This window comes from Empedobacter sp. UBA6745, from assembly GCF_002453775.1.
Taxonomy (GTDB): Bacteria; Bacteroidota; Bacteroidia; order Flavobacteriales; family Weeksellaceae; genus Empedobacter; species Empedobacter falsenii_C.
In genome coordinates this window covers 61,605-87,766 of sequence record NZ_DKHL01000019.1, presented here as the reverse complement: position 1 = coordinate 87,766, position 26,162 = coordinate 61,605, and the positions used below count along the sequence as shown (strand labels likewise).

The following is a 26,162-nucleotide window of genomic DNA, read 5'->3' as shown; positions in this document are numbered from 1 at the left end:
AAAATAAAATACGGATGTCAAGCTGAACTTGTTTCAGCTTCGCTTCTTTATAAATGATGAATCTAAAAAAAGTAAATAATTTCAAATTTTTATTGATTTCAGTAGTACTGATTTTGATTGGTTATTCAATCAACTTAATCGGTTGGAATATTGGAACAATTACAATTGTTTATTTTGGATTAGGTTTATTCTTTTTAGGAATTATTTCATTCATCATTTTACTATTTTTAGCTTTGATTAAAATTGTTAACAGAATTTAATGAATCTCTTAAAATCTATACTATTTGTTGGTTTAGGTGGCGCTTTTGGTAGTGTTGCAAGATTTTTAATTTCGTACGGAATCGGAAAATATTATTCACAACCTTTTCCATTTGCTACGTTTCTGACAAATGTTATCGGTTGTTTTTTGATTGGCGCTTTATATGGATATTCAATCAAAAATGGTTTAGGAAATACCTATTTCAATTTTTTACTGATAACAGGATTTTGTGGAGGTTTTACCACATTTTCTAGTTTTTCGTATGAAAATTTCAACTTAATTCAACAACAAAATTATATCACACCAATTATTTATATTTTTTCAAGTGTACTCATTGGATTAATCTTTACAATGATTGGTTTTAGATTAACAAAATAACTCTATATCGAAAATAGTTTTCTCTTATTCGTTTTAATGTATTACTTTTAAGCAACTTAAAAAAATAATACATGAGGAAATCTATTTTGATCTGCGGAATCATTTTTGGTTCTGTATTTACTCACGCACAATTAAAAACAGTGAAAAAAACTGACAATAAAGGATATACCTACGAAATGGTAGAAAATGATCCTTCGAATACAAGAATTTATACGCTAAAAAATGGTTTAAAAATCTATTTGGCTCAAATAAAAGACGAACCAAGAATCCAAACTCATATAGCTGTAAAAACAGGTTCTAACAACGATCCAGAAGATAATACTGGTTTGGCGCACTATTTAGAGCATATGGTTTTTAAAGGAACTTCAAAAATCGGAACACAAAATTGGGCTGTTGAAAAACCTTTGATCCAACAAATTTCAGATTTATACGAACAACATAAAGCAGAAAAAGATCCTGCAAAAAAAGTTGAGATTTATAAAAAAATTGATCAAGTTTCGCAAGAAGCATCCAAATATGCTGTGGCAAATGAATACGATAAATTAATTTCATCTTTGGGAGCATCAGGAACTAATGCACATACATCTTTAGAAGAAACAATTTATCATAATAATATTCCGAATAACGAATTAGAAAAATGGTTAAAAGTAGAATCTGAGCGTTTTGGAGAATTAACTTTACGCCTTTTTCATACTGAATTAGAAGCCGTTTACGAAGAGTTTAATCGTGCGCAAGATAACGACGGACGTTTGGTTTACTATAAACTAATGCAAACGTTATTTCCGAAATCTCATTACGGAACACAAACTACAATTGGAACTTCAGAACATTTGAAAAATCCATCAATGGTTGCCATTCATAATTATTTCAATAAATATTATGTAGCGAGCAATATGGCTGTGATGTTGATTGGTGATTTCGATTTTGATACAGCTGTTCCAATGATTGATAAATATTTCGGAAATTATGCTACAAAACCTGCTCCACAGCAATATGTAGCGAAAGAAGAACCGATAAAATCTATCGTAACAAGTGAAGTTTTTAGTCCATCTTCGGAGCGCGTTCAATTTGCTTATCGTTTTAATGGCGCAAATAGCGACGATGCAAAATATGTAACGTTAATTGATTATATCTTAAGCAATTCTACGGCTGGATTAATTGATTTAAATATCAATCAACAACAAAAAGCTTTAGGAGCTGGAAGTGGCGCTTCATTTTTCCGTGATTTGGGAATGCATTCTTTTTCGGGAACGCCAAAACAAGGTCAAAGTTTAGAAGAAGTTCGTGATTTGATTTTAGGTCAGATAGAAAATATCAAACAAGGAAAATTTGAAGATTGGATGATTGATGCCGTTGTAAATGATTTGAAAAAATCACGTTTACAATCGTGGGAAAATTCTCGTGCATTGGCAGCCAGCTTATATACTGCGTATATCAACGAAACGCCTTGGTCGAATGTGGTAAGTGAATACGACGATTTGTCTAAAATCACGAAACAACAATTGATGGATTTTGCGAAGAAAAATTACAATAATAATTATGTAATTGTTTACAAACGTCAAGGTGAAAACAAAGATTTGGTTCGTGTTTCTAATCCTGGAATTACGCCAATTCAATTGAATCGTGATGCTGAATCTCAATTCTACAAAGATTTCCAAAAAATTGAAACAAAAGATATTCAACCAGTTTTTGTTGATTTCAAAAAAGAATTGAACGAAAGTAAAGTTAGAAATACAGCGTTTACTTCGATCAAAAATAATACAAATGACCTAAGTTCTGTGTACTATATCTTGGATCTGGGCTCTGATCACAACAAAAAATTAGGTTTAGCAATCAATTATTTGAACTATTTAGGAACGTCTAAATATTCGCCAGAAGCGTTGAAAAAAGAGTTCTATAAATTAGGAGTTTCGTACAATGTAAATTCTGGAACAGACAGAAGTTTTGTTTATTTGACAGGTTTACAAAAGAATTTACCAGAAGGAATCAAGTTATTTGAACATTTATTGAATGATGCTGTTGCGAATCAACAATCGTATCAAGAATATGTAAAAACGATCTTGAAATCGAGAGAAAATTCAAAGAAAAATAAAAACGCAATTGCGGTTGCGCTTAATAATTATGCGCAATACGGAGAAAATAATCGTTTCAGAGATATTATTTCTGAAAAAGAATTGAATGCAATTAATCCGACTGAATTAACGCAATTAATTAAAAATGTATTGAATTACAAGCATCAAATTTTCTATTATGGAAATGATGAAGCTGCAACGAAAAAAGCATTAGAACAATATCACAATTTCGGAAAAGGATTAGATTATCCAGCGAAAAAAGATTTTCCACAACCTGTTACAGACGGAAAAGTTTATTTTGCTCCTTACGACATGGTGCAAGCGGAAATTAATTTCGTGGCAAGAGATAACAAATTTGACAAAAACTTGTTGACTTCTTCTGGAATTTTCAATGAATATTTTGGTGGAGGATTATCATCTATTGTTTTCCAAGAAATTCGTGAGTCAAAATCTTTGGCTTATTCTGCTCGTGCAAATTATGCAAATGCAGGTAAAAAAGATTTATACAACTACGTAAGAGCGAATATTGGTACGCAAGCAAATAAATTGCCACAAGCGGTTGCAGCGATGAGCGAATTGATGAATAATATGCCAAAAGCACCAAATCAATTTGAAAATTCGAAACAAGCTGCTTTAAAACAAATTGCTACAAAACGTTACACAAAATCTAATATTTTCTTCTATTGGTTGTCGTTACAAGATCGCGGTTTATCGTATGATATCAACAAAGATATTTATGCGCAAACATCAACTTTGACATTAGATCAGTTGAATGATTTCTTTAACAAACATATCAAAGGACAGAAATACAATGTAGGTTTAATAGGAAATAAAACAAACTTAGATTGGCCTTCTGTAGAGAAATTAGGACAAGTAAAAGAATTGACTTTAGAAGATTTATTCAATTATTAATCGGCTAAAATCATATCAATCAATAAACGCGTTTAGGAAATCCTATAACGCGTTTATCTTTTTAAAAACTAACCTATGAATGAATAATAATCATTCAAACACCAAATAGGGCTCAATTTCTTTAAACTTTTCTTCACTTATCCCGTAACATCTTTTCAACGTTTTTGCATCTTTAAAACTACCTCCCAACGAACGTTTAAAATTAAGAATCGTATTCGCTTGTTTCTCTGTAAAACCACGTTTCATCCAATCCTCATGACTCAAATTATTTGGATTAAACTTGCCTTTTATTTCTATTTTTTCAACTACTTTTCCCTCTGTTTTTGGTTGCTCAACTTTTGGCTGTTCAACTTTATAAATTATATTTTCAGGCAAATCAATATAAGGTTCCATTTCCGCATATTTTTCGTCGGAAATCATGTAACATTTTTTCAATTGTTCTTTCGATTTAAACTGTCCTCCCAAAATATTTTTATATTTTAGAATTGAAGCAGCTTGTTTAGAGGAAAAACCTATTTTTTGCCAATCATTTTCAGAAAAATTATTTGGATTAAATTTTACATACTGAATCTTTTTTCCACCTTGTTTTTTTTCATTTCTTTCGTCTTCCTTCGATTTTTCTGGTAACAAAATATACGTTTTCATCTCTACATATTTCGCATCATCAATCACAAAACATTTCCTCAATTGCTCTTTCGACGTAAACTTTCCTCCAACAATCTGCTTATATTTCATGATAACTTCTGCCTGTTTTGGAGAAAAACCAAGTTTTTCCCAACCTTGTTGTGGCAAATCATTTGGATTGAAATTTTTGTAAACGATTTTAGTTTTTGGTGATGAATAATCTATAAAACTAGATTTAGATTGTTCTGGTAAAAGAATAAAAGGAGCTAATTCCTTGTACTTTTCTTCATCGATAACATAACATTTCTTAAGCTGTTCTTTCGATGTAAATTCTCCACCAACAATTCCTTTATATTTCAAAATAACTTCGGCTTGACGTTCCGAAAATCCTAAATTCATCCAATCTTCTAAAGACAAATCATTTGGATTAAAAGGTTTGATTGAATCTTTTAATTGCTTTTTTGAAGTAGAATTATATGTATAATTCTTCGAAGTTGTTTGATAATTTGCTAGCAAAACTTTATCTGCTTCTGATAATTGATACGTTTCTTTTTCAACTGAAATATGTTGAAAAATCTCAAATAACAGAATCAAAACAAATAATAAATACAAGCCAAATCGTTGTGATTTATTCAGGTAAAAAGTAGATTTTTTTAAATATTTCATCTTGGTTGAAAAAGAAATGAAAATAAAATCCTTATCATACACTCACCATATCGAAAAACAATATAACCATCAAATATTTAACAAGTTAAGAAGTCTAAAATAAATAATAGGTTTTAAGTATTTGTAAATAGATTATTTGATTATTTTACGAAAAATAAAATAATCTCTAACCAATATTGTATCATGCTTTATCCTATCATTTTTAAGGCTATACTTCGATTGAATTATCAATTTTTCTTCTTGATTATTTACATCTAAAACTTTATAATCTTTAGGTGTTTAATATGTATCAATTGGTTTAAAATTTAAATATGTAGAAACGATAGTCAAAGCTAATATTAGAAAATAAAAGAAAATTCTAGTTTTAGGAAAAAGGAAAACTGGAGTAATAAATAAGATAAAAATTAGAGAAAAACTTGTAAGACTATGAAAAAAATCTATTAGAAAAGGATCTTTAAAAGTCCAATTAGAAAAAATAGTTTCTAGAATAGAGACTGTTATGTAGAATATAAAACAAATTATAAAAATTGATCTTTCACCTAAAAAACCAATTTTTCTAAAGTTCATTTGTTTCATAAATTAATTACAAATCAAAAACAGATTTTCGCTTGATGACAAAACAATCTTTTACCCAAAAAAAGAATAACATAATAAAATAACCAACAAATGTTAAACCGAAAGTTGCGAAGGTTAAATAAATGAAAATCAAGCGTAATTTTGCAACACGAATTCCTAATTTATCTGCAAAACGAGAGATAACATTAAACCATTCTGTTTCTGTAAAATTCCTTATTTGATCTTTCATTTAACGTAAAATTTGTTGTCCGATAGCGCAATTTAAACATTTTTTTTCGGAGCAATATCTTTTTTTGAGCTGAATTAATTGTTGCGAATCTTTTGCCGATTTATTTTCGAAACCAATTCGTTCAAATTCATCTAAAATCGAGTTATTTTCCGCTTCCATTTCATTCAATAAATCCAAATAAAAATCAATTTCTATCTCATCTTTTTGACGTTCAAAAGCGTAACGAATCGGAATAATTGAATTGATGAGCAAATTATTTATTTTATCTTTTGAAAGATTTTTGAGCTGAAATTTTGATTCATTTTTGAATGTATAATGCGTTTCCCAAAAAGAATTTAATTCCAACTTCTCGAAGATTTTATAGAATTCTTTCAAATTTTTGGGCTGAATAATTTCCGAAAACAAACTTTGATAATTCACATAAATCGATGCTAATTGCGCCAAGCGAATCGTTGGAAAACCAATTGGTCGCATTTTCGAAAATCGAAACAAACTATTTTCAATTGGTTGTAATTGATATTTATTTTTCAGGAATTGATATTCGTTTTTTAATTGTTTAAAATAATCATTTTCATAATTTTCTTCTAAAAATCCAGCTTGTCCAAAAAATAAGGCTTCAACTTTTTGAGCATCAAATTGTATTTTTTGCAAAACTTTGAACGGAAAAGAATTTGACCAAATCTCAAAACTTTCTACATTCACTTTCAAGCCAAAATTCTTTGCCAAACTTCTGAACAATGTTTCTTCCCAATTCGAATTATTGTGTTCTAAAATTTGTATAATATCATTTGTTTTTTCTTCGAAACGTTCAATTAAAATTCGTTCAAACCAAAAAGAAAACTGTTTCAAATCAATTGAATTTAAAAACTCTTCGCAATAAATTTTATCCAATTTAGAATTGATGATATTTTGATAATTAAAAACAATTTCCGGTTTTACAAAATCTTGTAAAATCAAAGTTTGCACATTACGTTGACGCAAAATATCAACTTCGCAATCGTGATTCCAAACGACATGTAAAATCACATTTTGATACGATAAATCATTCGAATGTTGATGCAAATTCCAATCCGAAGAATTGACATGCATTTCCACACTTCCAATCCACAATTTGTCACCAATAATGATTTCAGCTTCCAAAAAATCTGGTCCAGCATGATGATTTAACTTTCCAACTTTCACAATTTCAATGAAATCTCCATGAAAAGTTTGTAAGCTTTGATGTGAAAATTGATTCAATTTCCAAATATGATGTAGAAAAATTTCTTTCATAGACAAAAGTTAATCAATGAATTATAAAAAATTATTAAAATAAATACTTATTTTTTAAAAATTAATTAAACGTTTGTTTAACTTTGCGCGTTCAATTTTTATAAGATGGAATTAAGTGAAAAGCAAATAGAAATTTTGGGCGCGGCTGAACGAGTTTTTGGAAGACGTGGAATTGACGCTGCAAGTGTTCGTGAAATTGCAAAAGAAGCAAACATTAACATTGCGATGATTAGCTATTATTTTGGATCGAAAGATAAATTGGTCGAGAATTTATTTAGTTGGCGTATCTCAACTTTCAATGAATCATTGGCTTCGATTTCTCAAAATTCGACACTTTCTCCATTTGAAAAGTTACAGTCAATCCTAAAAGCTTATTTGAATAGAATTTTGGATAAACCTGAATTTCATCGAATTATGGCAAGAGAATATTCGAAAAGAGATTCTATTCTTGAGATTGACAACAAAGTAAATGAGCTAAAAACAATGAATTTAGAATATATCACAAATATTATTAGTGAAGGATATTCTGAAGGCGTTTTTAAACGAAAAGCTCCTGCCGAAGCTGTTGTAATGGTAGTTATTGGCGGAACATCTTATTTGATTTTGAACGAAAAAACATATATGAAACAATGGGGATTATCTTCTCATGAAGAGTTTACAGAACATATTCACGAAGAATATTACCCTTATTTAATAGATTCTTTAAAAGCAATTTTACTATACGATGAAAAATAAAATTTTCTTACCGATTTGTTTAGTTGTTGCTACTTTCGCTCATGCGCAGGAAACCAACGTTTCTTTGCAGGAAGTTATTCAACAAAGTTTGCAGAACAACAAATCTGTGAAAGTTGCCGAAGCTGCCAAAAATACAAGTGAGTATAAAGTACAAAGCGCTAAAAACAATCGTTTACCAGACATTTCGTTGAGTGGACAATACATGCATTTGTTTACTACAACAAATGTAGACATCAAACTTCCGATGCAATCTTCTGGTGGAGGAATGGGAGTTGAACCAAATCAATTATTATTAGGACAAGCAAGTGCTTCTGTTCCTGTTTTTGCTGGATTTAAAATTAAAAATGCAATCAAAAGCAGTGAATTGATGGTTGATTTATCAAACTTACAAATCGAAGCAACAAAAGAAAATGTAGTTTGGCAAGCTATTAATTTATATTTTGGATTGTACAAAACGCAACGTTCTATCGATGTGTTGAATGAAAACTTAGTGAGAGCAAATCAACGTGTGAAAGATTTTCAAAACTTTTTGGATAACGGAATCATCGCGAGAAATGATTTGTTGAGAGCAAAATTGCAAGCATCGAATGTGCAAGTTGCAATTGATGAAGCCGAAACGCAATACAAAAACATCAATTACCGATTGAATTTATTGACTGGACAAGACGAAAGTAAAATCGTTCATGTTGATAATGTAGAAACCTTGAAAACCATCAATCAAAATTCTCAAGATTACGTCAATCGTACAGATATTAAATCATATGATGTAAAAAATCAGATTGCTGATAGTCAAATCAAAATTGCGAAAGCAGCTTATTACCCTCAATTAGCGGTTTCAGCTGGATATATTGCGATGGATATTGATAAAGTTGCTTCGGTTACAAATGCAACAAATGTTGGTGTCGGATTGAAATATGATTTATCTTCTTTGTATAAAAATAAAGCAGAAGTTGAAATTGCAAAAGCTCAGAAATTAGAAAATGAGATGCAAAAAGAAACGACAATTGATAAAGCTAAAGTTGAAATGAACGAAGCTTTTCAAAAGTATGATTTAGCAAAAAAGAAAAATAATGTTTACAAAGAAGCTGTAGAACAAGCGAACGAAAACTACAGAATTGTAAAAGATAAAAATGACAACGGATTGGCTGATACAGACGATTTATTAGAAGCGGATGTACAACAATTGCAAGCAAAAATCAATCAAGTTGTCGGAGATGCTGACGAACAATTAGCGATCTACGAATATTACTATACTACAGGAATTTTATTAGAAAACGTACAATAACACCTCTCGATATGGAAGAAAATAATCAAGAAAAGAAAAAAATAAATTCAAAATTTATCATCGTTTTAGGAGCATTAATCATCCTTGGAGGTGGATATGGAGTTTATAAATATTTACACGGACAAGCGCACGAAATTACTGATGATGCACAAATTGAATCAAAAATAACACCTGTTATACCTAAAGTTTCAGGATACATTCAGAAGATTTTAGTAGAAGATAACCAAATGGTTCACAAAGGTGATACATTAGTTGTTTTGGATGGATCTGAATTTGCCTTGAAATTGCAACAATCGCAAGATGCTCTATTACAAGCAGAAGGTCAATTAGGAGTTGCTCACGCAGGTGTTTCTCAAGCTGGTGCAGCTATTGGAGTGACAGAAGCTGGTGCAGTTGCAGCAAATACAACAATCGAAACAGCTCAAGCAAGTGTTAATACAGCTCAAGCAAATGTAGAAGCAGCAAAAGTACAAGTTTGGAGAACGAAAAATGATTTTGATCGTTACAATAAATTATACCAAAATCAATCGATCACAAAACAACAATACGAGCAAGCTTTAGCAGCAAAAGAAACAGCTGAAAAGCAATTGCGAATTGTACAAGAACAATTAGGTGTTTCTCGTGCTCAATTAGCTTCTACAGCAAAACAAGCGCAAGCTACAGCAAAACAAGTGAACACTTCGAAAGCACAAGCTGATGCTTCAAAAGCACAAATTAAAGTTGCGGAAGCAGCAATTGGTCAAAGCAAAACAAACATCGATAATGCAAAATTATATTTGTCTTATACGTATGTAATTGCAGCTGAAGATGGACAAGTTTCTAAAATTAATTTACAACCAGGACAATTGGTTCAAGCTGGTCAATCTTTGTTTAATATTGTGACAACAAATAATATTTGGGTTGTGGCAAATTACAAAGAAACTCAATTAGAAAAAATTAGAGTTGGACAAGAAGCCATCATCAAAGTAGATGCATATCCAAACCACGAATTCAAAGCGAAAGTAACGTCTTTATCTCCTGCAACTGGTGCTAAATTTGCGTTATTACCTCCAGATAATGCGTCTGGTAACTTCGTAAAAACAGTTCAACGTCTTCCGATTAAAATCGAATTTATCGATCAAAAAGACGAAATGTTGAAAATGATTCGTCCAGGTATGAACGTGGAAGCTGATATTCTTTTAAAATCGAATACTTCTGCAAAGTAATAACACCTATTCAGAAAAATTATGGAAGAAAATAATTTAGTTGAATATGGTGCAAGACGTGTAATCATCACCATTACCGCCATCATGTGTGCATTGTTAGAGATTGTTGATACAACAATTGTAAACGTTGCGATGAATGACATGAAAGGTAGTTTGGGTGTCTCTTTAACTGATATTGCGTGGGTGGTTACCGCTTACGCAATTGCCAACGTAATTGTAGTACCGATGACCAGCTGGTTGTCGCAACAATTTGGACGACGCAATTATTTTGCGGCTTCGATTATCATTTTTACAGTTGCCTCATTTCTTTGTGGAAATGCAACAACGTTGTGGGAAATTATCTTGTTCCGATTTATACAAGGACTTGGTGGTGGAGCGCTATTAGTAACTTCGCAAACCATCATTACCGAAAGTTATCCACCCGAAAAACGTGGTTTAGCGCAGGCAATTTATGGAATGGGAGTTATTGTTGGTCCTACGCTTGGTCCGCCTTTAGGAGGTTATATTATTGATAATTGGTCTTGGCCATATATATTTTACATCAATATTCCGATCGGGATTATTGCAGTATTGTTAACGATATCATTTGTTCGCAGTCCAAAATATGCAGAGAAATCAAAACTAAGTCAAGTCGATTTCTTGGGAATTATTTTGTTAGCCATTGCAGTTGGATCGTTACAATATGTATTAGAACACGGACAACAAGACGACTGGTTCTCAGATTCGACAATTGTAACCTTAAGTATTGCAAGTTTCTTCGGATTCATTTTATTTGTTTGGCGAGAATTAGTTTTCAAACATCCGATTGTAAATTTACGTGTACTGAAAGATAGCAACTTGGCAGTTGGTACTATTTTATCCTTCATCTTAGGATTTGGATTATATGGATCGACATTCGTTATTCCAATTTATACACAATCAATCTTAGGATGGACAGCTACTGATGCAGGTTTATTATTAATTCCTTCATCGTTGATGACTGCTTTCATGATGCCAATCATCGCAACAATGTTACAAAAAGGTGTACCACCAAAATATATGGTTGCAGGAGGATTCTTTATCTTTTTCTGTTACAGTTTTTGGTCATACAAAATCTTAACACCAGACACAGGTTCCGAACATTTCTTCTGGCCATTAATTGTACGTGGAGTTGGATTAGGATTATTATTCGTACCCGTTACCACACTTTCACTTTCTAGCTTGAAAGGGCAACAAATTGGTGAAGGAGCTGCCTTTACAGGTATGATGCGTCAGTTAGGAGGATCTTTTGGTATCGCGATTATTACAACATTTATTTCTCGTTGGACAGTTGGACACCGAACAAATTTAGTTTCGCATCTTGATACATCCGATTTTGATGTACAAAAACATATTCAGAATTTACAAATGAGCTTCGTGAGCAAAGGTTTTGCTCCAAATGAAGCTTTAAATAAAGCCTATAACCTACTCGATTTACAAGTTACCAAACAAGCAACTGTGTTAACTTATATGGATGTTTTCTTGTATTTGGGTGTAGTTTTCCTAATCTGTATTCCATTTATTTTGTTCTTTATCAAAAAAGGAGCAGGTAAAGTAATCAGTGCAGGACATTAAAAAAGAATAATTATTTTAATTTTCAGTTTTTTATAAATGTAAAATCCATCTCAATTTATTGGGATGGATTTTTTTTATTTGATTGATTCTGTAATTTTCTTTTCATCTAATCCAAAATCTGCTAGAATAAGTTTTCCTTCTGGATTAAAAAGATAAAAAGTTGGTGTACCGATAATCTTGTATTTTGTATAAGTACCTCCTGTTCTACCTTCTTTATCCCAAAGCGAAATCCAATCTTCTGCATGTTTTAAAAGAAAGTTTTTATAACCAATTTCTTCTTTATCTACATAGAAACTTACAATTTCTAACTTATCAAGATTATTAGTCTTTATTTGATCTAAAACAGGAATAGATTCTAAAGAGAATCCACAATAAAAAGTTGTAAAATCTAATAACACATATTTTCCTTTGAAATAATCTGAAAAATTAACTTTTTTATTTGATTGATTATACGCCATAAAATCTATATAACTGTCGCCAATATTTAACTTTTCTGTATTAATATCTGTCATGATAGATTTGTAATAGGCTGATTTTTTATATTTAGATTCTAACTTATTCATCAAATCAATTAAAACTTCTTTTGACAATTCTGTCTTGTATGAATTAACTAATGAAAGTGTATAGTATGAATTTATATTATCTTGATAAAATTGAAGACTATTCTTTGCAAATTCATTATCTAATGCAGTTATTTTACCATAAGGTTCTACTTTACCCCAGTATGCTTTTTGTAAACTATCATTCCATTTATTTTGTTCACGAAGCGACATCATATCAGTTAAAAATTCTCGTCGTTTTATCGTATAATCTTTATCAAACTGAGCATATTTATACCTCATCTCGTCATACTCAGATCCAGAAGTTTTTACATCATAAGGAAAATCTTTTTTTGTGGCATTTAGTGTAATTTTTTCATTACCAATAAAAAGAAGTGCAGAATGATAATCTTTTCCATTTTTGACTGTAATATAAACCGAAGATGGAACCTCTTTTAATTTTCCTTCTAATTTATAACCCCCTTTAACTAATACGACACTATCAATAGGAGCATTATTAATACTTATTTTGACCAATGCATTTTCATCAAATCCATCAAGTTTTCCAGAAATAGTAAATTGTTTTTGAGCAAATAAGTTTGTAAAAACAAATAAGATAATTAGTGTTAATAGTTTAGTCATTATTATGTAGTTAATTATTTATAAATCTAATTAAATATTTCGAAAAATCATCTCAAAAAAACCTCCACCCAAGCAATTTGGGTGGAGGTTTTATTATTCAATAATTAACGTTTAGTATTTTTACAATTTCGGCTCGTTTGTTTACTTGTTCAACTTGCAGGCAACACACTATTTCTTGCTGCTTTCACAATCTCATTCAAATCGTGGTACAAATTAGACCAATCCGGTACATCTTTCATTGCTGTAATTAGATTGAGGTAAGATCGCAGTACTTGTTCCAATTCTTTTCGAGAAGATGACGCACTCGATATTTGACGAAGATCTGCATTAGCCTCTGCTTGTTGCGCAAATAATATCTCAAAATCGGTATGTTTTGTTTTCAAATCATCAAAAGCTGATACAAGCGATAAGTTAATAATACGCAATGTATTATCTGGCTTTTCTAATTCTTCGATAAGCTTCTTCAATTGAGCTGTTTCGGCAGAATAACTCAATCTGTCTAAATCCAGTCCAAACATTTGGAAAACTTTGTACAAAGCTTCCGCATCTTGATAGTTCGCGACAGAAGTCAATTTGCGGTAACCATTCAGGAAAGCCTTCATGTTACTAAACGCAACATCGCGCTCTTTATCTGCTGTCGCCACCTCTTTTCCTTTTCCACTGTAGGTCAACTTTGCGTATACCGTATCGTAGTTTTGATAACTCGCAATAAGCGACAACAACAAAGGGTGGTTCTCTACAATGGTATAATTTCCAGTTTGAGAAGAATTGATAATTCGCTGCGCTAATGTCGCCAGATTTTTTGTAGATAATGAAGTTAATGTAATTTTCATAGTAGATTGTTTTAGGTTATAATTCACTTAATGTTAGTGTTTTATAAACTTAATCAATATATTATTATCAAACAATAGTTTTTATAACTAAATAATTAAAACAGACTTGTTTGTAATNNTTTGTAATCAACCGAGGACTCAGGTAAGGTAAAACAGACTTGTTTGTAATCAACCGAGGACTCGGGAAAGCTAAAACAGACCTGTTTATAATAAACCAAGGACTCGGGTAAGGTAAAACAGACTTGTTTATAATTAACCGAGAGCTCGGGAAAGGTAAAACACACTTGTTTATAATAAAATGAAAATTCTGCTAAGGTGGAATATATTTTAATCAAACAATTCGTTTATAAATAATTATATTAGCGAGTAATTGAACAAAATACAGATATAGATACCAATCTATATTTTATAAAATAATATGTTAGCTATAATATTTCTTTCGTGATATGAATATAAAAGACTTAGCTTTAAAAATTGATGAATTATCATCTAATTTCAAAATCGGAAATCTACAAGAAATAAGAAAGAATCTAAAAAATTTAAAAGCAAAACCTGGCTCAAAAATATTCAATGATAAAACAACATTTGATGATTGGGCGTTCCATTATGGAGGAAGGAAAGAATTACAATTCAACATTGGTAATGAAGATGAAGGGATTAGATATGGAATTGCATTTTCATTAGAACCAAGTCAATCATTACCTAATATTCAAGATTTATTTCCAAAAATATTACGTTTAAATTCTCTAATAATAAATCAACCTGATTTATTTTCTGACTATAAAATGTGGTATTGGCAAAATGGAAAACGTAGTGTAATAAACAATGTATTTGAAATAAATGAACAACTAACAAAAATTGGAACTTTTATTTTTATAGGAAAATTAGTTGATTATAATAATGTTAATGTAATTGAAATTCTTAAAGATTTTGATGATTTATTGAACATCTATATCGAAGTAGAAAATGAAAACATTACAATTGGACCTCAAAACCAAAAATCTACAACTGGATTTATATTTGCTAGTGGAAGACCAAACCTTCCTCAAAGCACTAAATACACAAGAACCCAACAACAAATAAATGTAAATGCAAGACATTCGTTCTTACAAGAAAAACTATACAAAAAGCTAACATCAGTATTTGGTGAAGAAACTGTTGGAATGGAAATATTTTTAAATGGAAAAAAAATAGATTTAGTTTTAAAAATAAATAATTTATTTACTTTTTATGAAATTAAAACTTCCAACTCAGCAAAACAATGTATTAGAGAAGCCCTTGGACAAATATTTGAATATACCTACTTTGACGGAAAAAAATATGCAGATGAAATTGTAATTGCAGGCGAATATCCAATTGATAAATCAACCCAAAAGTATTTAAAATTCCTAAATTCAGAATTTAATTTACCAATATCATATCATCAAATAGATATTAATTTTTAACAAAACTACAGCTAATAACTAAGGTGTCTTATCTATAAACAAAAGGAATATTCTTAAATCACAGAACACAAACTAAAAACTCCTTGTCAAGATTCAAAAACTTTGACAAGGTGTTTTTTTTCTATCCATTAACTGCTCTAAAAAAAGCGTCTAATTTCTTTTCGTCTAATTTTCCGTCAGTTCTTACACCACTGCAAATATCTACACCAAAAGGTTGAACAGCATCAATCGCTTCACGAACATTATCAGGATTAAGACCTCCAGCCAAAAATAGAGGAATATTAATTTCTTCTCTAATTTTTTTACTAATCGCCCAATTGTGTGTGCGTCCAGTTCCGCCCAATTCTTTTACTTGTAAATTTGGATTGCCACTATCCAGCAAAATTGCATCTACAAATTGAGATTTCTCTACCGCTTCCGTTACCGAATTTTCATCAATCACATGAATCACTTGTACCAACTTTACCCAAGGTAATTCGTTTCTCAAAATTTGATATTCTTCGTTTTTCAGTTCATCAACCAACTGAATTGTATTGGTATAAACTTTTTTATAATGTTGAATAATTGCTTCTGCAGTTGTTTCACTTGTTAATAAAAACGAAGCCAATGTTGGTGGAATAGTTTTAGTAATATCTTTGATTAAATCATCACCAATTACTCCAGGTCCGCTTGGCATATTACCCACCAAACCTAATCCATTCGCTCCATATTTTATTGCTTGTTGCGCTTCTTCTTTACTACTAATACAACAAATTTTAACTCTTGTTTTCATCATTTGTTTTGATTTTAATATTATAAATATATAAAAAAACACCTCAATTTCTTGAAGTGTTTGTATGATCTAAGATTTAGAATTGATTTTAGAAATCTTCTTCCGAACCTTTTAATTTTTCTGCATTTTCTGCCATTTTCAATGCATCAATCATTTCTTGAATATCTCCATTCATAAAGTTATCCAAATTATAAATTGATTTATTGATACGGTGATCTGTTACACGTCCTTGCGGATAGTTGTATGTACGAATTTTAGCCGAACGGTCACCAGTAGAAACTAACGATTTACGCTGAGCAGAACGTTCTGAATGTTTTTTCTCAAACTCAATTTCATACAATTTTGTACGTAATAATTGTAAGGCTTTTTCACGGTTCTTGTGTTGAGAACGCGCTTCTTGACAAACAATTACAATTCCAGAAGGTTTGTGCGTTAATTGAACTTTCGTTTCAACTTTATTTACATTTTGTCCTCCCGCACCAGACGAACGCGCTGTTTGATACTCCAAATCTGCTGGATTAATCACTACATCAACCTCCTCTGCTTCTGGTAAAACCGCAACCGTAATCGCCGATGTATGCACACGCCCTTGCGATTCTGTTTCAGGAACACGTTGTACACGGTGAACACCCGATTCGTATTTCATTGTTCCGTACACTGCATTTCCTTCTACTTGCATCACCAACTCTTTGTATCCTTTTCCAGATGCTTCAGAAGTATTTAATACTTCGTGTTTCCATCCTTTTTCTTTGAAATACATCGAATACATGCGGTAAATATCTTCTACGAAAATCGCTGCTTCATCTCCTCCTGTACCAGAACGTAACTCGACAATGATGTTTTTCTCATCTTCTGGATCTTTTGGAATCAACATCATTTTGATTTCTTCCTCTAAAGGTGGAATCGCATTGATTGCTTCGTCTTTTTCTATTTTAGCTAACTCAACCATTTCTGCATCAGAACCATCTGCAATAATTTCGTCTGCTTCTTCAATTACATTGATTAAGTTTTCGTATTGTTTTTGCATTTCAACAAAGTCTTTCAAATCAGAATATTCTTTGTTTAATTTCGCATAACGAGTTTGATCTGTTACGATATCTGGTTGGATGATTAAATCTGCCACCTCATCGAAACGTTGTTTGATTGCTCTTAATTTATCTAATAGACCTAAATCTGCCATATACTTTTATTGGATTGCAAAGATACAATAACTCAAGGGATTCAGAAAATTTGAATAAAAAAAACCGATGATTTCTCATCGGTTTTGTGATTTATTAGTTGTTATATAATTATTTTTTAACAATCTTTTTCACAACTTTAGTTGCTCCATCGTTAATTTTTAAAACATATACTCCTTTTGGTAAAGAAGAAATGTTATAAGAATCTGCATAATCAAATGATTGTACTTTTTTACCAACCATATCATATAATTCAATTGTAACGTTCGCTTTATTTAAAGTTGTACCTAAATCAATTTTAAAAGAATCTTCAACTGGATTAGGATAAACGTTAGTAACTTGTTTTGTATTAATGTCAGAAGTAGCTAATGATGAATTACCTGAAACACTAAAATCATCAAGAATAAATCCAAATTGATCATTTGAAACACATTGAATAGCTACATAAATTTCTTTCCCATTGTAAGCTGATAAATCATATGAATATTCCGCATATTCAATATCATAATCAATTACTTCACTTTTTAATTTAGTAAAACTTGTTGTATTTGTATCAGTAGTCGAAATTAATACATTAAATTCTTCCATTCCATATTCTTCATCTCCTGCTTTTGCATAAAACTTAAGAACGTTATCAGAAACAGCTAATTTAATTTTAGGAGAGATTAGCCAATCATTATTTTTAGGTTTTGTAGCGGCAAAACTAACCATAGCTTTTTCTCCCGTCCTAGCAGTCCAATCACTTCCTGCTGAAGGAGTTATAACCGGAGTAGTTTTAGTTGAATTAAACACAATATAAGCCATTTGTTTTCCCGAATTAGCAAAAGTAATGCCATTGAAACCATATGTTGTTGACCTATCTCCATCAACTAATGACCAATCACCTATTTTACCTTTACTTACAATAGAATTTATACCTCCTACAGAAAAATCAGTATAAGTCTCAAAAGAATCTTCAAAAATAGTTGAAATTTGTGCATTTGCAGAAACTGCTGCAATCGTTAATAAAGAAAATAAAATTTTTTTCATAAGTAATTCATTTTAAATGTTAATATTTAATAAACTTAAAAAAAATATCTTTAAACAACAAAATTATAGTGTTAAAAAGTATTTTTTATAATTATTCAAAATAATTACTTTATAAATTATTGGAATAAAAAAACCGATGATAAATCATCGGTTTTGTGTTTTTTTGTTAAAAATATTATCTCGTAAATAATAATTCTCTGTATTTTGTTAAAACCCAGAATTCGTTGTCGACCATTAATTCTAACTTATCAGCGTGGTAACGAATTTCGTCATAATATGGTTTTACTTTATCACAATAAGCATGTGCTCTTTCTTCTAAAGATTCAACCACATTTGCTTCTTTACGTGCATCCATCATTAAGTGCAATTTTGCGTTTAATTCGTTTACATGCATCGAAATTTTCTTCAAAATAATTAATTGCTCGCCTGCATATTCTTCATAATCATCTCCAAAAATATCTTTGAATCCTTTAATGTTTTTGATCAATATGTTTTGATATTTGAAAGCTGTCGGAATAATATGATTTCTCACAATATCACCTAAAACACGACCTTCAATCTGAATTTTCTTGATGTAATCTTCTAATTCGATTTCGTAACGCGCTTCAACTTCTGTGTTGTTCATTACATTAAGTTCCGAGAATAAATCCAATGATTTTTGAGAAACTTTTGCTTTTAAAGCAGATGGAGTTGTTTTGTGATTTGACAATCCTCTACGAGCCGCTTCTTCTTCCCATTCTTTGCTGTATCCGTCCCCTTCGAATAATATATTCTTTGTTTCTTTGATATATTCACGTAATACATTGAAAATTGCTTCGTCTTTTTTCAAACCTGTTTCAATCAACGCATCAACTTCTTTTTTGAAATCGATCAATTGTTTTGCAACAATTGCATTCAACGTTGTCATTGCATTTGCACAGTTTGCAGTCGATCCTACAGCACGGAACTCGAATTTATTTCCTGTAAAAGCAAAAGGAGAAGTTCTGTTTCTGTCAGTATTGTCTAATAAAACATCTGGAATTTTACCTACAACGTTTAATTTTAAATCAGTTTTTTCTTCTGGAGATAATTTCCCTGTCGAAACACCTTCTAATTCTTCCAATACTTTTGTTAATTGCTGACCAATAAAAATTGAAATAATTGCAGGCGGAGCTTCATTCGCACCTAAACGATGGTCATTAGAAGCCGAAGCGATAGAAGCACGTAACAATTCCTCGTAAATTGAAACTGCTTTGATGGTATTGATAAAAAACGTTAAAAACTGTAAATTGCTATTTGGTGTTTTTCCTGGCGCTAATAAATTTACTCCAGTATCTGTTGCTAACGACCAGTTATTGTGTTTTCCTGATCCGTTAACTCCTTTGAATGGTTTTTCGTGGAATAACACTTTAAAATGATGACGCTCACCCACTTTTTGCATCACATCCATTAATAATGAATTGTGGTCAACTGCTAAATTCGTTTCTTCGAAAATTGGCGCTAACTCAAATTGATTCGGCGCAACTTCGTTGTGACGCGTTTTTACAGGAATTCCTAACAACATACATTCGTTCTCTAAATCGCGCATATAATTTAAAACACGTGTAGGAATCGAACCAAAATAATGATCTTCTAATTGTTGACCTTTTGCAGAAACATGTCCTAACAATGTTCTACCAGTTTGTAAAATATCTGGACGAGAAGCCGCTAAAGCATCATCAATTAAGAAATATTCTTGTTCCCAACCTAAAGTCGGCGTTACTTTCTTCACATTTTTATCGAAGAACTTCGCTACTTCTGTAGCTGCTTCATCAATTGATAAAAGCGCTCTTAACAAAGGTGCTTTATTATCTAGAGCTTCTCCTGTGTACGAAACAAATACTGTCGGAATACATAATGTTGTTCCAAAAATAAATGCTGGTGAAGTTGGATCCCAAGCGGTATATCCACGTGCTTCGAATGTATTACGAATTCCTCCATTTGGAAAAGAAGATGCATCTGGTTCTTGTTGAACTAATAATGATCCACTAAATTTTTCTACAGGATCTGCTCCATCAAATGAAGTTTCGAAAAAAGCATCATGTTTCTCTGCTGTTGTTCCTGTTAATGGCTGAAACCAGTGCGTATAGTGTGTTACACCTTTGCTCATCGCCCATTCTTTCATTCCTAAAGCAACAAAATCTGCCATTTTACGGTCTATTTTAGTACCATAATCCATTGCAGAACGAACGGCTTTATAAGCTTCTGAAGTTAAATGTTGACGCATTGCTTTGTCATTGAAAACATTACTTCCAAAAATTTCTGATTTTTTCCCTAATTCAGGAACTGCTACCGGTTTGCGATTGCTTGCGGCTTTTAATGCTTCAAAACGAAATGATGTCATAAGAAAATTACTTTGTGTTGTTTTATGATGCAAAAATAAATAAAAATTAAACGCAAAATAAAAATACCCCTAATTTTTTTAGGGGTTAATTGAAATTTAATTACAAATAAATTCAACACCCCCCTTTGTTTTAGTATAAACTTTTAAAACATCAGTATAAAATTAATTTTTATTTAACATTCGAATAAACTTCTTTAAACGAAAAAAGCAGTTTCAATTGCTTGAAACTGCTTTTAGACACTCATAATATAAAAAGTTTTTGGTCTATCTGAAACGGTCTACTGATTTTACAAGATCATCATCCTTCTTAATCAAACGATTGGCAATTGACAGAAGCACAATCGAAGCTAAAGGAACTAATGCCCAAATACCTTTCTCAGAATTTCCTTCTCCAGGTAATGTTAATAGACAATATACAAAAGAACCAATTAATAAAACATTCAAAATAATGTTTAACCATCCTAAGCTAATTTGTAACTTACGTTTTTTGAAAAACATAATGGTTAAAAATGAAATTAAAGCTGATGAGAAAAAGGCTAACGAAAAAATGTAATCTCCTTTCTCCGGATTTTGTAACCAATTTAATGGAATATCAAACAGCTTATCAAAATTCATGGCGAATATACTCGAAATTATTCCACTTAAGAATAAATATATACTTTGCTTTCTTTGAATCATTTCTTAAATTTCGAATACAAATGTAAAAAAACTTTTTGAGTTTTTATAATTATTCGTACTATTGCATTAATAAATCTCAAATTTATACGCTTTATAACAATTCTATTGTTATGATTCCCAATTACTTTATTGAATAAAAAAATATAAACACATTAATACCTTCATTATAGGATTATGTTTGATATCGAAGAATTAAAATCATTCAAATTACCAGATTTACAACAAGTTGCAGAGCAACTGAAAATCGATGGGTATAAGAAATTAAAAAAAGGCGAATTGTTAGACGCTGTTTTAGGTTTTATCAACAGTCAACCAAAGGTTGAGGAAAAAGTTGAAGCTAAAGCAGATGCAAAACCTGCCAAAAAAGATAAAGCTGAAAATCTACCTACAGAAGAAAAGAAACCGAAACGCAAACGAGTTCAGAATTCGGAAGGAGAAGTTCAACAAAAAGAGGCTGTTGTAGAAGAAGTAAAAACTGAAAAAGTTGAAAATACTTCTACAGAAAAAAAAGAAGAAAATAATCCTCGCGTTAATAAATTTCAGGAACGTGCGAACAAAAGCCAAGATCTGAAAAAGAATAACCAAAATAATCAGAATCAGAAGAAAAATAATCAATCTGATAATCGTAATCAAAACGATCAATCTCAACAAAATAATCACCACAACAATCAAAATCAAAAAAATAAATATCGCGCTGCGAATTATGAATTTGATGGAATTATTGAAACTGAAGGTGTTTTAGAGATTTTACCAGATAATAATTATGGTTTTTTACGTTCATCTGATTTTAATTATTTGTCTTCGCCTGATGATGTGTATGTTTCTCAATCTCAAATTAGATTATTTGGATTAAAAACGGGAGATACAATTACAGGAGAAGTTCGTCCTCCAAAAGAAGGTGAAAAATATTTTCCTTTAATCAAAATCAAAGAAATCAACGGTCGTACGCCAGATTATGTACGTGATCGTATTGCTTTTGAGCATTTAACTCCACTTTTCCCTAACGAGAAATTCAATTTAAGTAATTCTAAATCTTTATCAAATCGCGTGATTGACTTATTTACACCAATAGGTAAAGGTCAACGTGGAATGATTGTGGCGCCTCCAAAAACGGGTAAAACAACGTTATTGAAAGATATTGCGAATGGAATTGCACAAAATCACCCTGAAGTTTATTTGATTGTTTTATTAATCGATGAACGTCCGGAAGAGGTAACAGATATGAAACGTTCGGTAAACGGAGAGGTTATTGCGTCTACGTTTGATGAGGAAGCAAATCGCCATGTGAAAGTTGCGAATATCGTTTTAGAGAAAGCAAAACGTATGGTAGAATGTGGACACGATGTTGTAATTCTTTTAGATTCTATTACACGTTTGGCACGTGCTTACAACACTGTTTCTCCAGCTTCTGGTAAAGTATTGTCGGGTGGTGTTGATGCAAATGCGTTGCACAAACCAAAACGTTTCTTTGGAGCGGCTCGTAATATCGAAAATGGAGGTTCTTTAACAATTATTGCAACTGCTTTGATTGATACAGGTTCTAAAATGGATGAAGTTATTTTCGAGGAATTTAAAGGAACAGGTAACATGGAATTACAATTGGATCGTAAGATTTCGAATAAACGTATTTTCCCTGCGATTGATTTGGTAAGTTCTTCTACGCGTAAAGATGATTTGTTATTAGACGACAAAACACAACAATTGATGTGGGTTCTTCGCAACCATTTATCGGATATGAATCCTGTAGAAGCGATGGAATTCTTACACGATCGTATCAAACATACGCGCTCTAACGAAGAGTTTTTAATCTCTATGAATAAGTAATTTATTACAACTTATAATTTCAAAAACCATCTAAAGTTATTTAGGTGGTTTTTTTGTTTCCAATTTTATAAAAAATACAGCAATAAAAAAAAGCCCAAGAAAATAAATTCTTGAGCTTTGTTGTGTACCTCAGGCGGGACTTGAACCCGCACGTCCTAATGGACACAGGATTTTAAGTCCTGCGTGTCTACCAATTCCACCACCAAGGCATCCACTTCTAAGAAAGAAGTTGAGCGGGAAACGAGACTCGAACTCGCAACATTCAGCTTGGAAGGCTGACGCTCTACCAATTGAGCTATTCCCGCGATTGTGAGTGCAAATATAGAACAACTTTTTGAATTACAAAACTTTTAGGAAACATTTTTTTCATAATTATTTCACATCAAAAGCTAAGTTTCTCATCATAATATTTTTAAGCACTAAAATAATTTTACTTTTTTTTGATTAAATTATTTTGAACATTAAAAATTCATCTTAAATAATTGCATTCTTCCAGATTTCAATCAATCGTTCGTAAGAAAATTGAGCATTTGCAGGACTTGTACTTGGTAAGGAAATATACTCAATGGATGTTTTTTTATCAAAATATTTCCAAAATAATTGCTCTGCTTTCTTTCCATTGAAAATTATTTTCTCGATTGTAGGATGTTCATTCAACAATTCATCAATCTGATTTGGCGAAACATTTTTCAAATCTACATCCATGCTTCCTTTTCGTTCCGCAGAATGTGCAACATCCCAAAGTGCTAATTTATTTTGTAAAATAAGTTGTTTTCTCACTTCATAATCTTCTGAAAATTCTGTCACGAAAATCTCAAACATCATTTTCCAAAATCGATTACGTGGATGCCCATAATATTGATTGACTTCTAACGATAAATCACCAGGTAAAGAGCCAAGAATTAATATTTTTGGTTGTTCTGATATAATTGCAGCAAAAGATTGTTTATGCATTTTGTCTTATTCTAAAAAATATAATGTACAAAAAAAAGTGCTACAAATTGTCGCACTTTTTATTCTATTTCTTTCGTTAGATAATTTGTTCAGAAACCTCCTCCCACTCTAACATTTTTTTATCTAAATCATTTTTCAGATTCGAATATTTGTCCAATTCTTGCTGCGTTTGCGAACCTGAATGCAATTTATTTTCTAAATCCGCAATCTTCGTTTCTAAATCAGAAATCTCTGTTTCGATTCTTGATAATCTATTTTTAAGGCGTTTTTGCTCTTTTTCTTCCTCAAAAGATAAAACTCGTTTAGCTTGTTCTATCTTAACCTCAATCGGCTTCTCTTCTTTTGGTGCAGCCAAACCATTTCCTTTCTCCACTTCACGGAAACTTCCCGCTTTAATTTGTGCTAAATAATCATCAATTCCAGAAAGATATTCCTTCACTTGACCATTACGGAAATCGAAAACTTTATCCACTAAACCTTCTAAAAATTCACGGTCGTGAGAAACTAAAATCAATGTTCCTGAATATTTTTGCAACGCTTTTTTCAACAATTCTTTTGATACAATATCCAAGTGATTCGTCGGCTCATCCATGATTAATACATTGAATGGGCGCAACAACAATTTGCACAACGCCAAACGATTTCGCTCACCTCCCGAAAGAACCGAAACTTTTTTCTCTACCGCATCACCACCAAACATAAATGCTCCTAAATAATCGCGAACATGTTTTCGTGTTTCTTCTGTTGCAGAATTTTCTGCTTCTTCTAAAACCGTTAATTTATCATTCAAAACATGTGCTTGATTTTGGGCAAAATATCCGATTTCTACATTATGTCCATGTTTTATTTTACCAGAATGCTCTTGTTCGTTGATAATCGCACGCGATAAAGTCGTTTTTCCTTGACCATTTTGACCAACAAAGGCTACTTTCTCTCCACGATTTACATAAAAAGAAACATGATCAAAAACTTGATGATCACCAAAAGCAACTCCAACATCATCTAATTCGAAAATGATTTTACCTGGCTGAACAGCATCCACAAAACGGATATTCATCTTCGTTACATCATCATTTTCGATTTCGATGCGTTCTATTTTATCTAATTTTTTGATTAATGATTGCGCCATCGAAGCTTTGTTCGCTTTTGCACGGAATTTAGAAATCAAATCTTCCGTGTGCTTAATCATTTGCTCTTGATTTTTTTGCGCTTGCTCTAATTTCTCACGACGATCTTCACGTAATTCTAAATAACGCGTATAATTCGCCTTAAAATCTGAGATATGACGATTCGCAATTTCGATGGTACGATTGGTTACATTATCCAAAAATTGACGGTCGTGCGAAACCAACACAACAGCCCCAGGATAATCTTTCAAGAAATCTTCTAACCAAACAATCGAATCGATATCCAAGTGGTTGGTAGGCTCATCTAAAAGCATTACATCATGTTTTTGCAACAATAGTTTTGCTAATTCAATTCGCATTCTCCAACCTCCAGAAAATTCTTCTGTTGGACGATGAAAATCTGAATTTTTGAATCCTAAACCAATTAAAATTTGTTCGATTTCAGCATCTTTTGTGTAACCTCCTAAAAGTCCGAAACGTTCTGTTAAATGCGAAATATCTTCAATTAATTTTCCGTATTCATCAGATTCGTAATCTGTTCTTTCAGCTAATTCTTTGTTTACAAAATCAATACGTTCCTGAATTTCAACCAATTGCTCAAAAGCAGAATCCGCTTCTTGCCAAACCGTTCTTCCTTGTACAAAATCAATATCTTGCGATAAATATCCGATTGTAACGTCGCCTTCGTAAACAACTTCACCTTCTGAAGATTGCTGACTTTTGGCTAATATTTTAAGCAAAGTAGATTTCCCTGCTCCATTTTTCCCTACCAAACCAACACGGTTTCCTTTGTTGATGCGGAACGAAACGTTTTCGAATAAATATCTACCCGCAAAATAAACTCCTAAATTTTGTACTAATAACATTTTGCAAAAATACAATGTTTTTTGTTAGATGAAAACTTAGTGCTTTAAGGTTTTGTAAGATAACTGAAAAAAGTAAAAATAAATTCTAATAATCATGTATATTTAGC

At 31.5% G+C, this 26,162-nt stretch carries 21 protein-coding genes and 2 tRNA genes; 9 read left to right on the top strand and 14 right to left on the bottom strand.

All coding sequences use genetic code 11. The features are described 5' to 3' along the window. The first annotated feature begins 56 nt into the window (after positions 1-56). The 3 genes from B4H69_RS06845 (at position 57) to B4H69_RS06835 (ending at position 3,621) form a co-directional block, all read left to right on the top strand. Positions 57-260, top strand: coding sequence for a hypothetical protein (locus tag B4H69_RS06845; protein WP_115001670.1), 204 nt, complete (start codon positions 57-59; stop codon positions 258-260). After that, on the top strand, positions 260-637 hold the full coding sequence (gene crcB, locus B4H69_RS06840) for a fluoride efflux transporter CrcB (protein ID WP_280062828.1): 378 nt from the start codon (positions 260-262) through the stop codon (positions 635-637). Before B4H69_RS06845 ends, crcB begins: the two co-directional genes overlap by 1 nt. Before the next feature lie 71 nt (positions 638-708). Further along, entirely contained in the window at positions 709-3,621 is a 2,913-nt protein-coding gene (locus B4H69_RS06835; RefSeq protein ID WP_291093238.1) for a M16 family metallopeptidase, read from the top strand. A gap of 90 nt (positions 3,622-3,711) precedes the next feature. On the opposite strand, the gene B4H69_RS06830 is transcribed toward B4H69_RS06835, so the two are convergent. The 3 genes from B4H69_RS06830 to B4H69_RS06820 form a co-directional block, all read right to left on the bottom strand. After that, the gene (locus B4H69_RS06830; RefSeq protein WP_291093236.1) at positions 3,712-4,911 is read right to left on the bottom strand and encodes a helix-hairpin-helix domain-containing protein; all 1,200 of its coding nucleotides are present in this window, start codon (positions 4,909-4,911) and stop codon (positions 3,712-3,714) included. 583 nt (positions 4,912-5,494) lie between these two features. Then, positions 5,495-5,716, bottom strand: coding sequence for a PspC family transcriptional regulator (locus B4H69_RS06825; protein ID WP_038332996.1), 222 nt, complete (start codon positions 5,714-5,716; stop codon positions 5,495-5,497). Further along, entirely contained in the window at positions 5,717-6,988 is a 1,272-nt protein-coding gene (locus B4H69_RS06820; protein WP_180905116.1) for a DUF2851 family protein, read from the bottom strand. 105 nt (positions 6,989-7,093) lie between these two features. Here B4H69_RS06820 and B4H69_RS06815 point away from each other — a divergent pair, with 105 nt between their 5' ends. The 4 genes from B4H69_RS06815 to B4H69_RS06800 are packed head-to-tail and all read left to right on the top strand — an operon-like array spanning position 7,094 to position 11,806. Continuing rightward, positions 7,094-7,723 (top strand): TetR/AcrR family transcriptional regulator, encoded by a 630-nt coding sequence (locus B4H69_RS06815; RefSeq protein WP_180905117.1) that lies wholly within the window; start codon positions 7,094-7,096, stop codon positions 7,721-7,723. Next, positions 7,713-9,008, top strand: coding sequence for a TolC family protein (locus B4H69_RS06810; RefSeq protein WP_180905118.1), 1,296 nt, complete (start codon positions 7,713-7,715; stop codon positions 9,006-9,008). Before B4H69_RS06815 ends, B4H69_RS06810 begins: the two co-directional genes overlap by 11 nt. Before the next feature lie 11 nt (positions 9,009-9,019). After that, complete coding sequence (locus B4H69_RS06805; RefSeq protein WP_038332984.1) at positions 9,020-10,213, top strand: HlyD family secretion protein; 1,194 nt, start codon at positions 9,020-9,022, stop codon at positions 10,211-10,213. Positions 10,214-10,234: 21 nt separating this feature from the next. Further along, positions 10,235-11,806 carry a DHA2 family efflux MFS transporter permease subunit gene (locus B4H69_RS06800; protein ID WP_125349612.1) on the top strand — a complete coding sequence of 524 codons (1,572 nt, stop codon included), beginning with the start codon at positions 10,235-10,237 and terminating at the stop codon, positions 11,804-11,806. A gap of 74 nt (positions 11,807-11,880) precedes the next feature. Here the strand turns inward: B4H69_RS06800 and B4H69_RS06795 are convergent, their stop codons facing one another. Beyond that, a complete protein-coding gene (locus tag B4H69_RS06795; protein ID WP_180905119.1) occupies positions 11,881-12,987 on the bottom strand; it encodes a TlpA disulfide reductase family protein in 1,107 nt (368 codons plus the stop codon). Positions 12,988-13,136: 149 nt separating this feature from the next. Further along, positions 13,137-13,820, bottom strand: coding sequence for a DUF6261 family protein (locus B4H69_RS06790; protein WP_180905120.1), 684 nt, complete (start codon positions 13,818-13,820; stop codon positions 13,137-13,139). Positions 13,821-14,266: 446 nt separating this feature from the next. Between B4H69_RS06790 and B4H69_RS06785 the strand changes: the two genes are divergently transcribed. Then, positions 14,267-15,265 (top strand): hypothetical protein, encoded by a 999-nt coding sequence (locus B4H69_RS06785; RefSeq protein ID WP_180905121.1) that lies wholly within the window; start codon positions 14,267-14,269, stop codon positions 15,263-15,265. A gap of 121 nt (positions 15,266-15,386) precedes the next feature. Here the strand turns inward: B4H69_RS06785 and B4H69_RS06780 are convergent, their stop codons facing one another. The 5 genes from B4H69_RS06780 to B4H69_RS06760 form a co-directional block, all read right to left on the bottom strand. After that, entirely contained in the window at positions 15,387-16,040 is a 654-nt protein-coding gene (locus B4H69_RS06780) for a phosphoribosylanthranilate isomerase (RefSeq protein WP_244957966.1), read from the bottom strand. Between the two features lie 85 nt (positions 16,041-16,125). Continuing rightward, positions 16,126-17,217, bottom strand: coding sequence for a peptide chain release factor 1 (gene prfA / locus B4H69_RS06775; RefSeq protein WP_180905122.1), 1,092 nt, complete (start codon positions 17,215-17,217; stop codon positions 16,126-16,128). 109 nt (positions 17,218-17,326) lie between these two features. Next, a complete protein-coding gene (locus B4H69_RS06770; RefSeq protein WP_038332966.1) occupies positions 17,327-18,244 on the bottom strand; it encodes a T9SS-dependent choice-of-anchor J family protein in 918 nt (305 codons plus the stop codon). Positions 18,245-18,419: 175 nt separating this feature from the next. Then, on the bottom strand, positions 18,420-20,606 hold the full coding sequence (locus tag B4H69_RS06765; protein ID WP_180905123.1) for a glutamine synthetase III: 2,187 nt from the start codon (positions 20,604-20,606) through the stop codon (positions 18,420-18,422). Positions 20,607-20,870: 264 nt separating this feature from the next. Next, positions 20,871-21,284: a DUF4293 domain-containing protein gene (locus B4H69_RS06760; RefSeq protein ID WP_038332961.1), complete on the bottom strand. Its 414-nt coding sequence runs from the start codon at positions 21,282-21,284 to the stop codon at positions 20,871-20,873. Positions 21,285-21,458: 174 nt separating this feature from the next. Here B4H69_RS06760 and rho point away from each other — a divergent pair, with 174 nt between their 5' ends. After that, the gene (gene rho / locus B4H69_RS06755; protein WP_280045246.1) at positions 21,459-23,108 is read left to right on the top strand and encodes a transcription termination factor Rho; all 1,650 of its coding nucleotides are present in this window, start codon (positions 21,459-21,461) and stop codon (positions 23,106-23,108) included. Between the two features lie 125 nt (positions 23,109-23,233). Here rho and B4H69_RS06750 read toward each other — a convergent pair. From B4H69_RS06750 to B4H69_RS06735, 4 genes are all read right to left on the bottom strand, one after another. Next, positions 23,234-23,317: transfer RNA gene (locus tag B4H69_RS06750), tRNA-Leu, on the bottom strand. A gap of 23 nt (positions 23,318-23,340) precedes the next feature. After that, positions 23,341-23,413: transfer RNA gene (locus tag B4H69_RS06745), tRNA-Gly, on the bottom strand. Positions 23,414-23,582: 169 nt separating this feature from the next. Beyond that, a complete protein-coding gene (locus B4H69_RS06740) occupies positions 23,583-24,062 on the bottom strand; it encodes a DNA-deoxyinosine glycosylase (RefSeq protein WP_291093230.1) in 480 nt (159 codons plus the stop codon). Between the two features lie 76 nt (positions 24,063-24,138). After that, on the bottom strand, positions 24,139-26,055 hold the full coding sequence (locus B4H69_RS06735) for an ABC-F family ATP-binding cassette domain-containing protein (protein WP_291093228.1): 1,917 nt from the start codon (positions 26,053-26,055) through the stop codon (positions 24,139-24,141). Positions 26,056-26,162 lie beyond the last annotated feature (107 nt).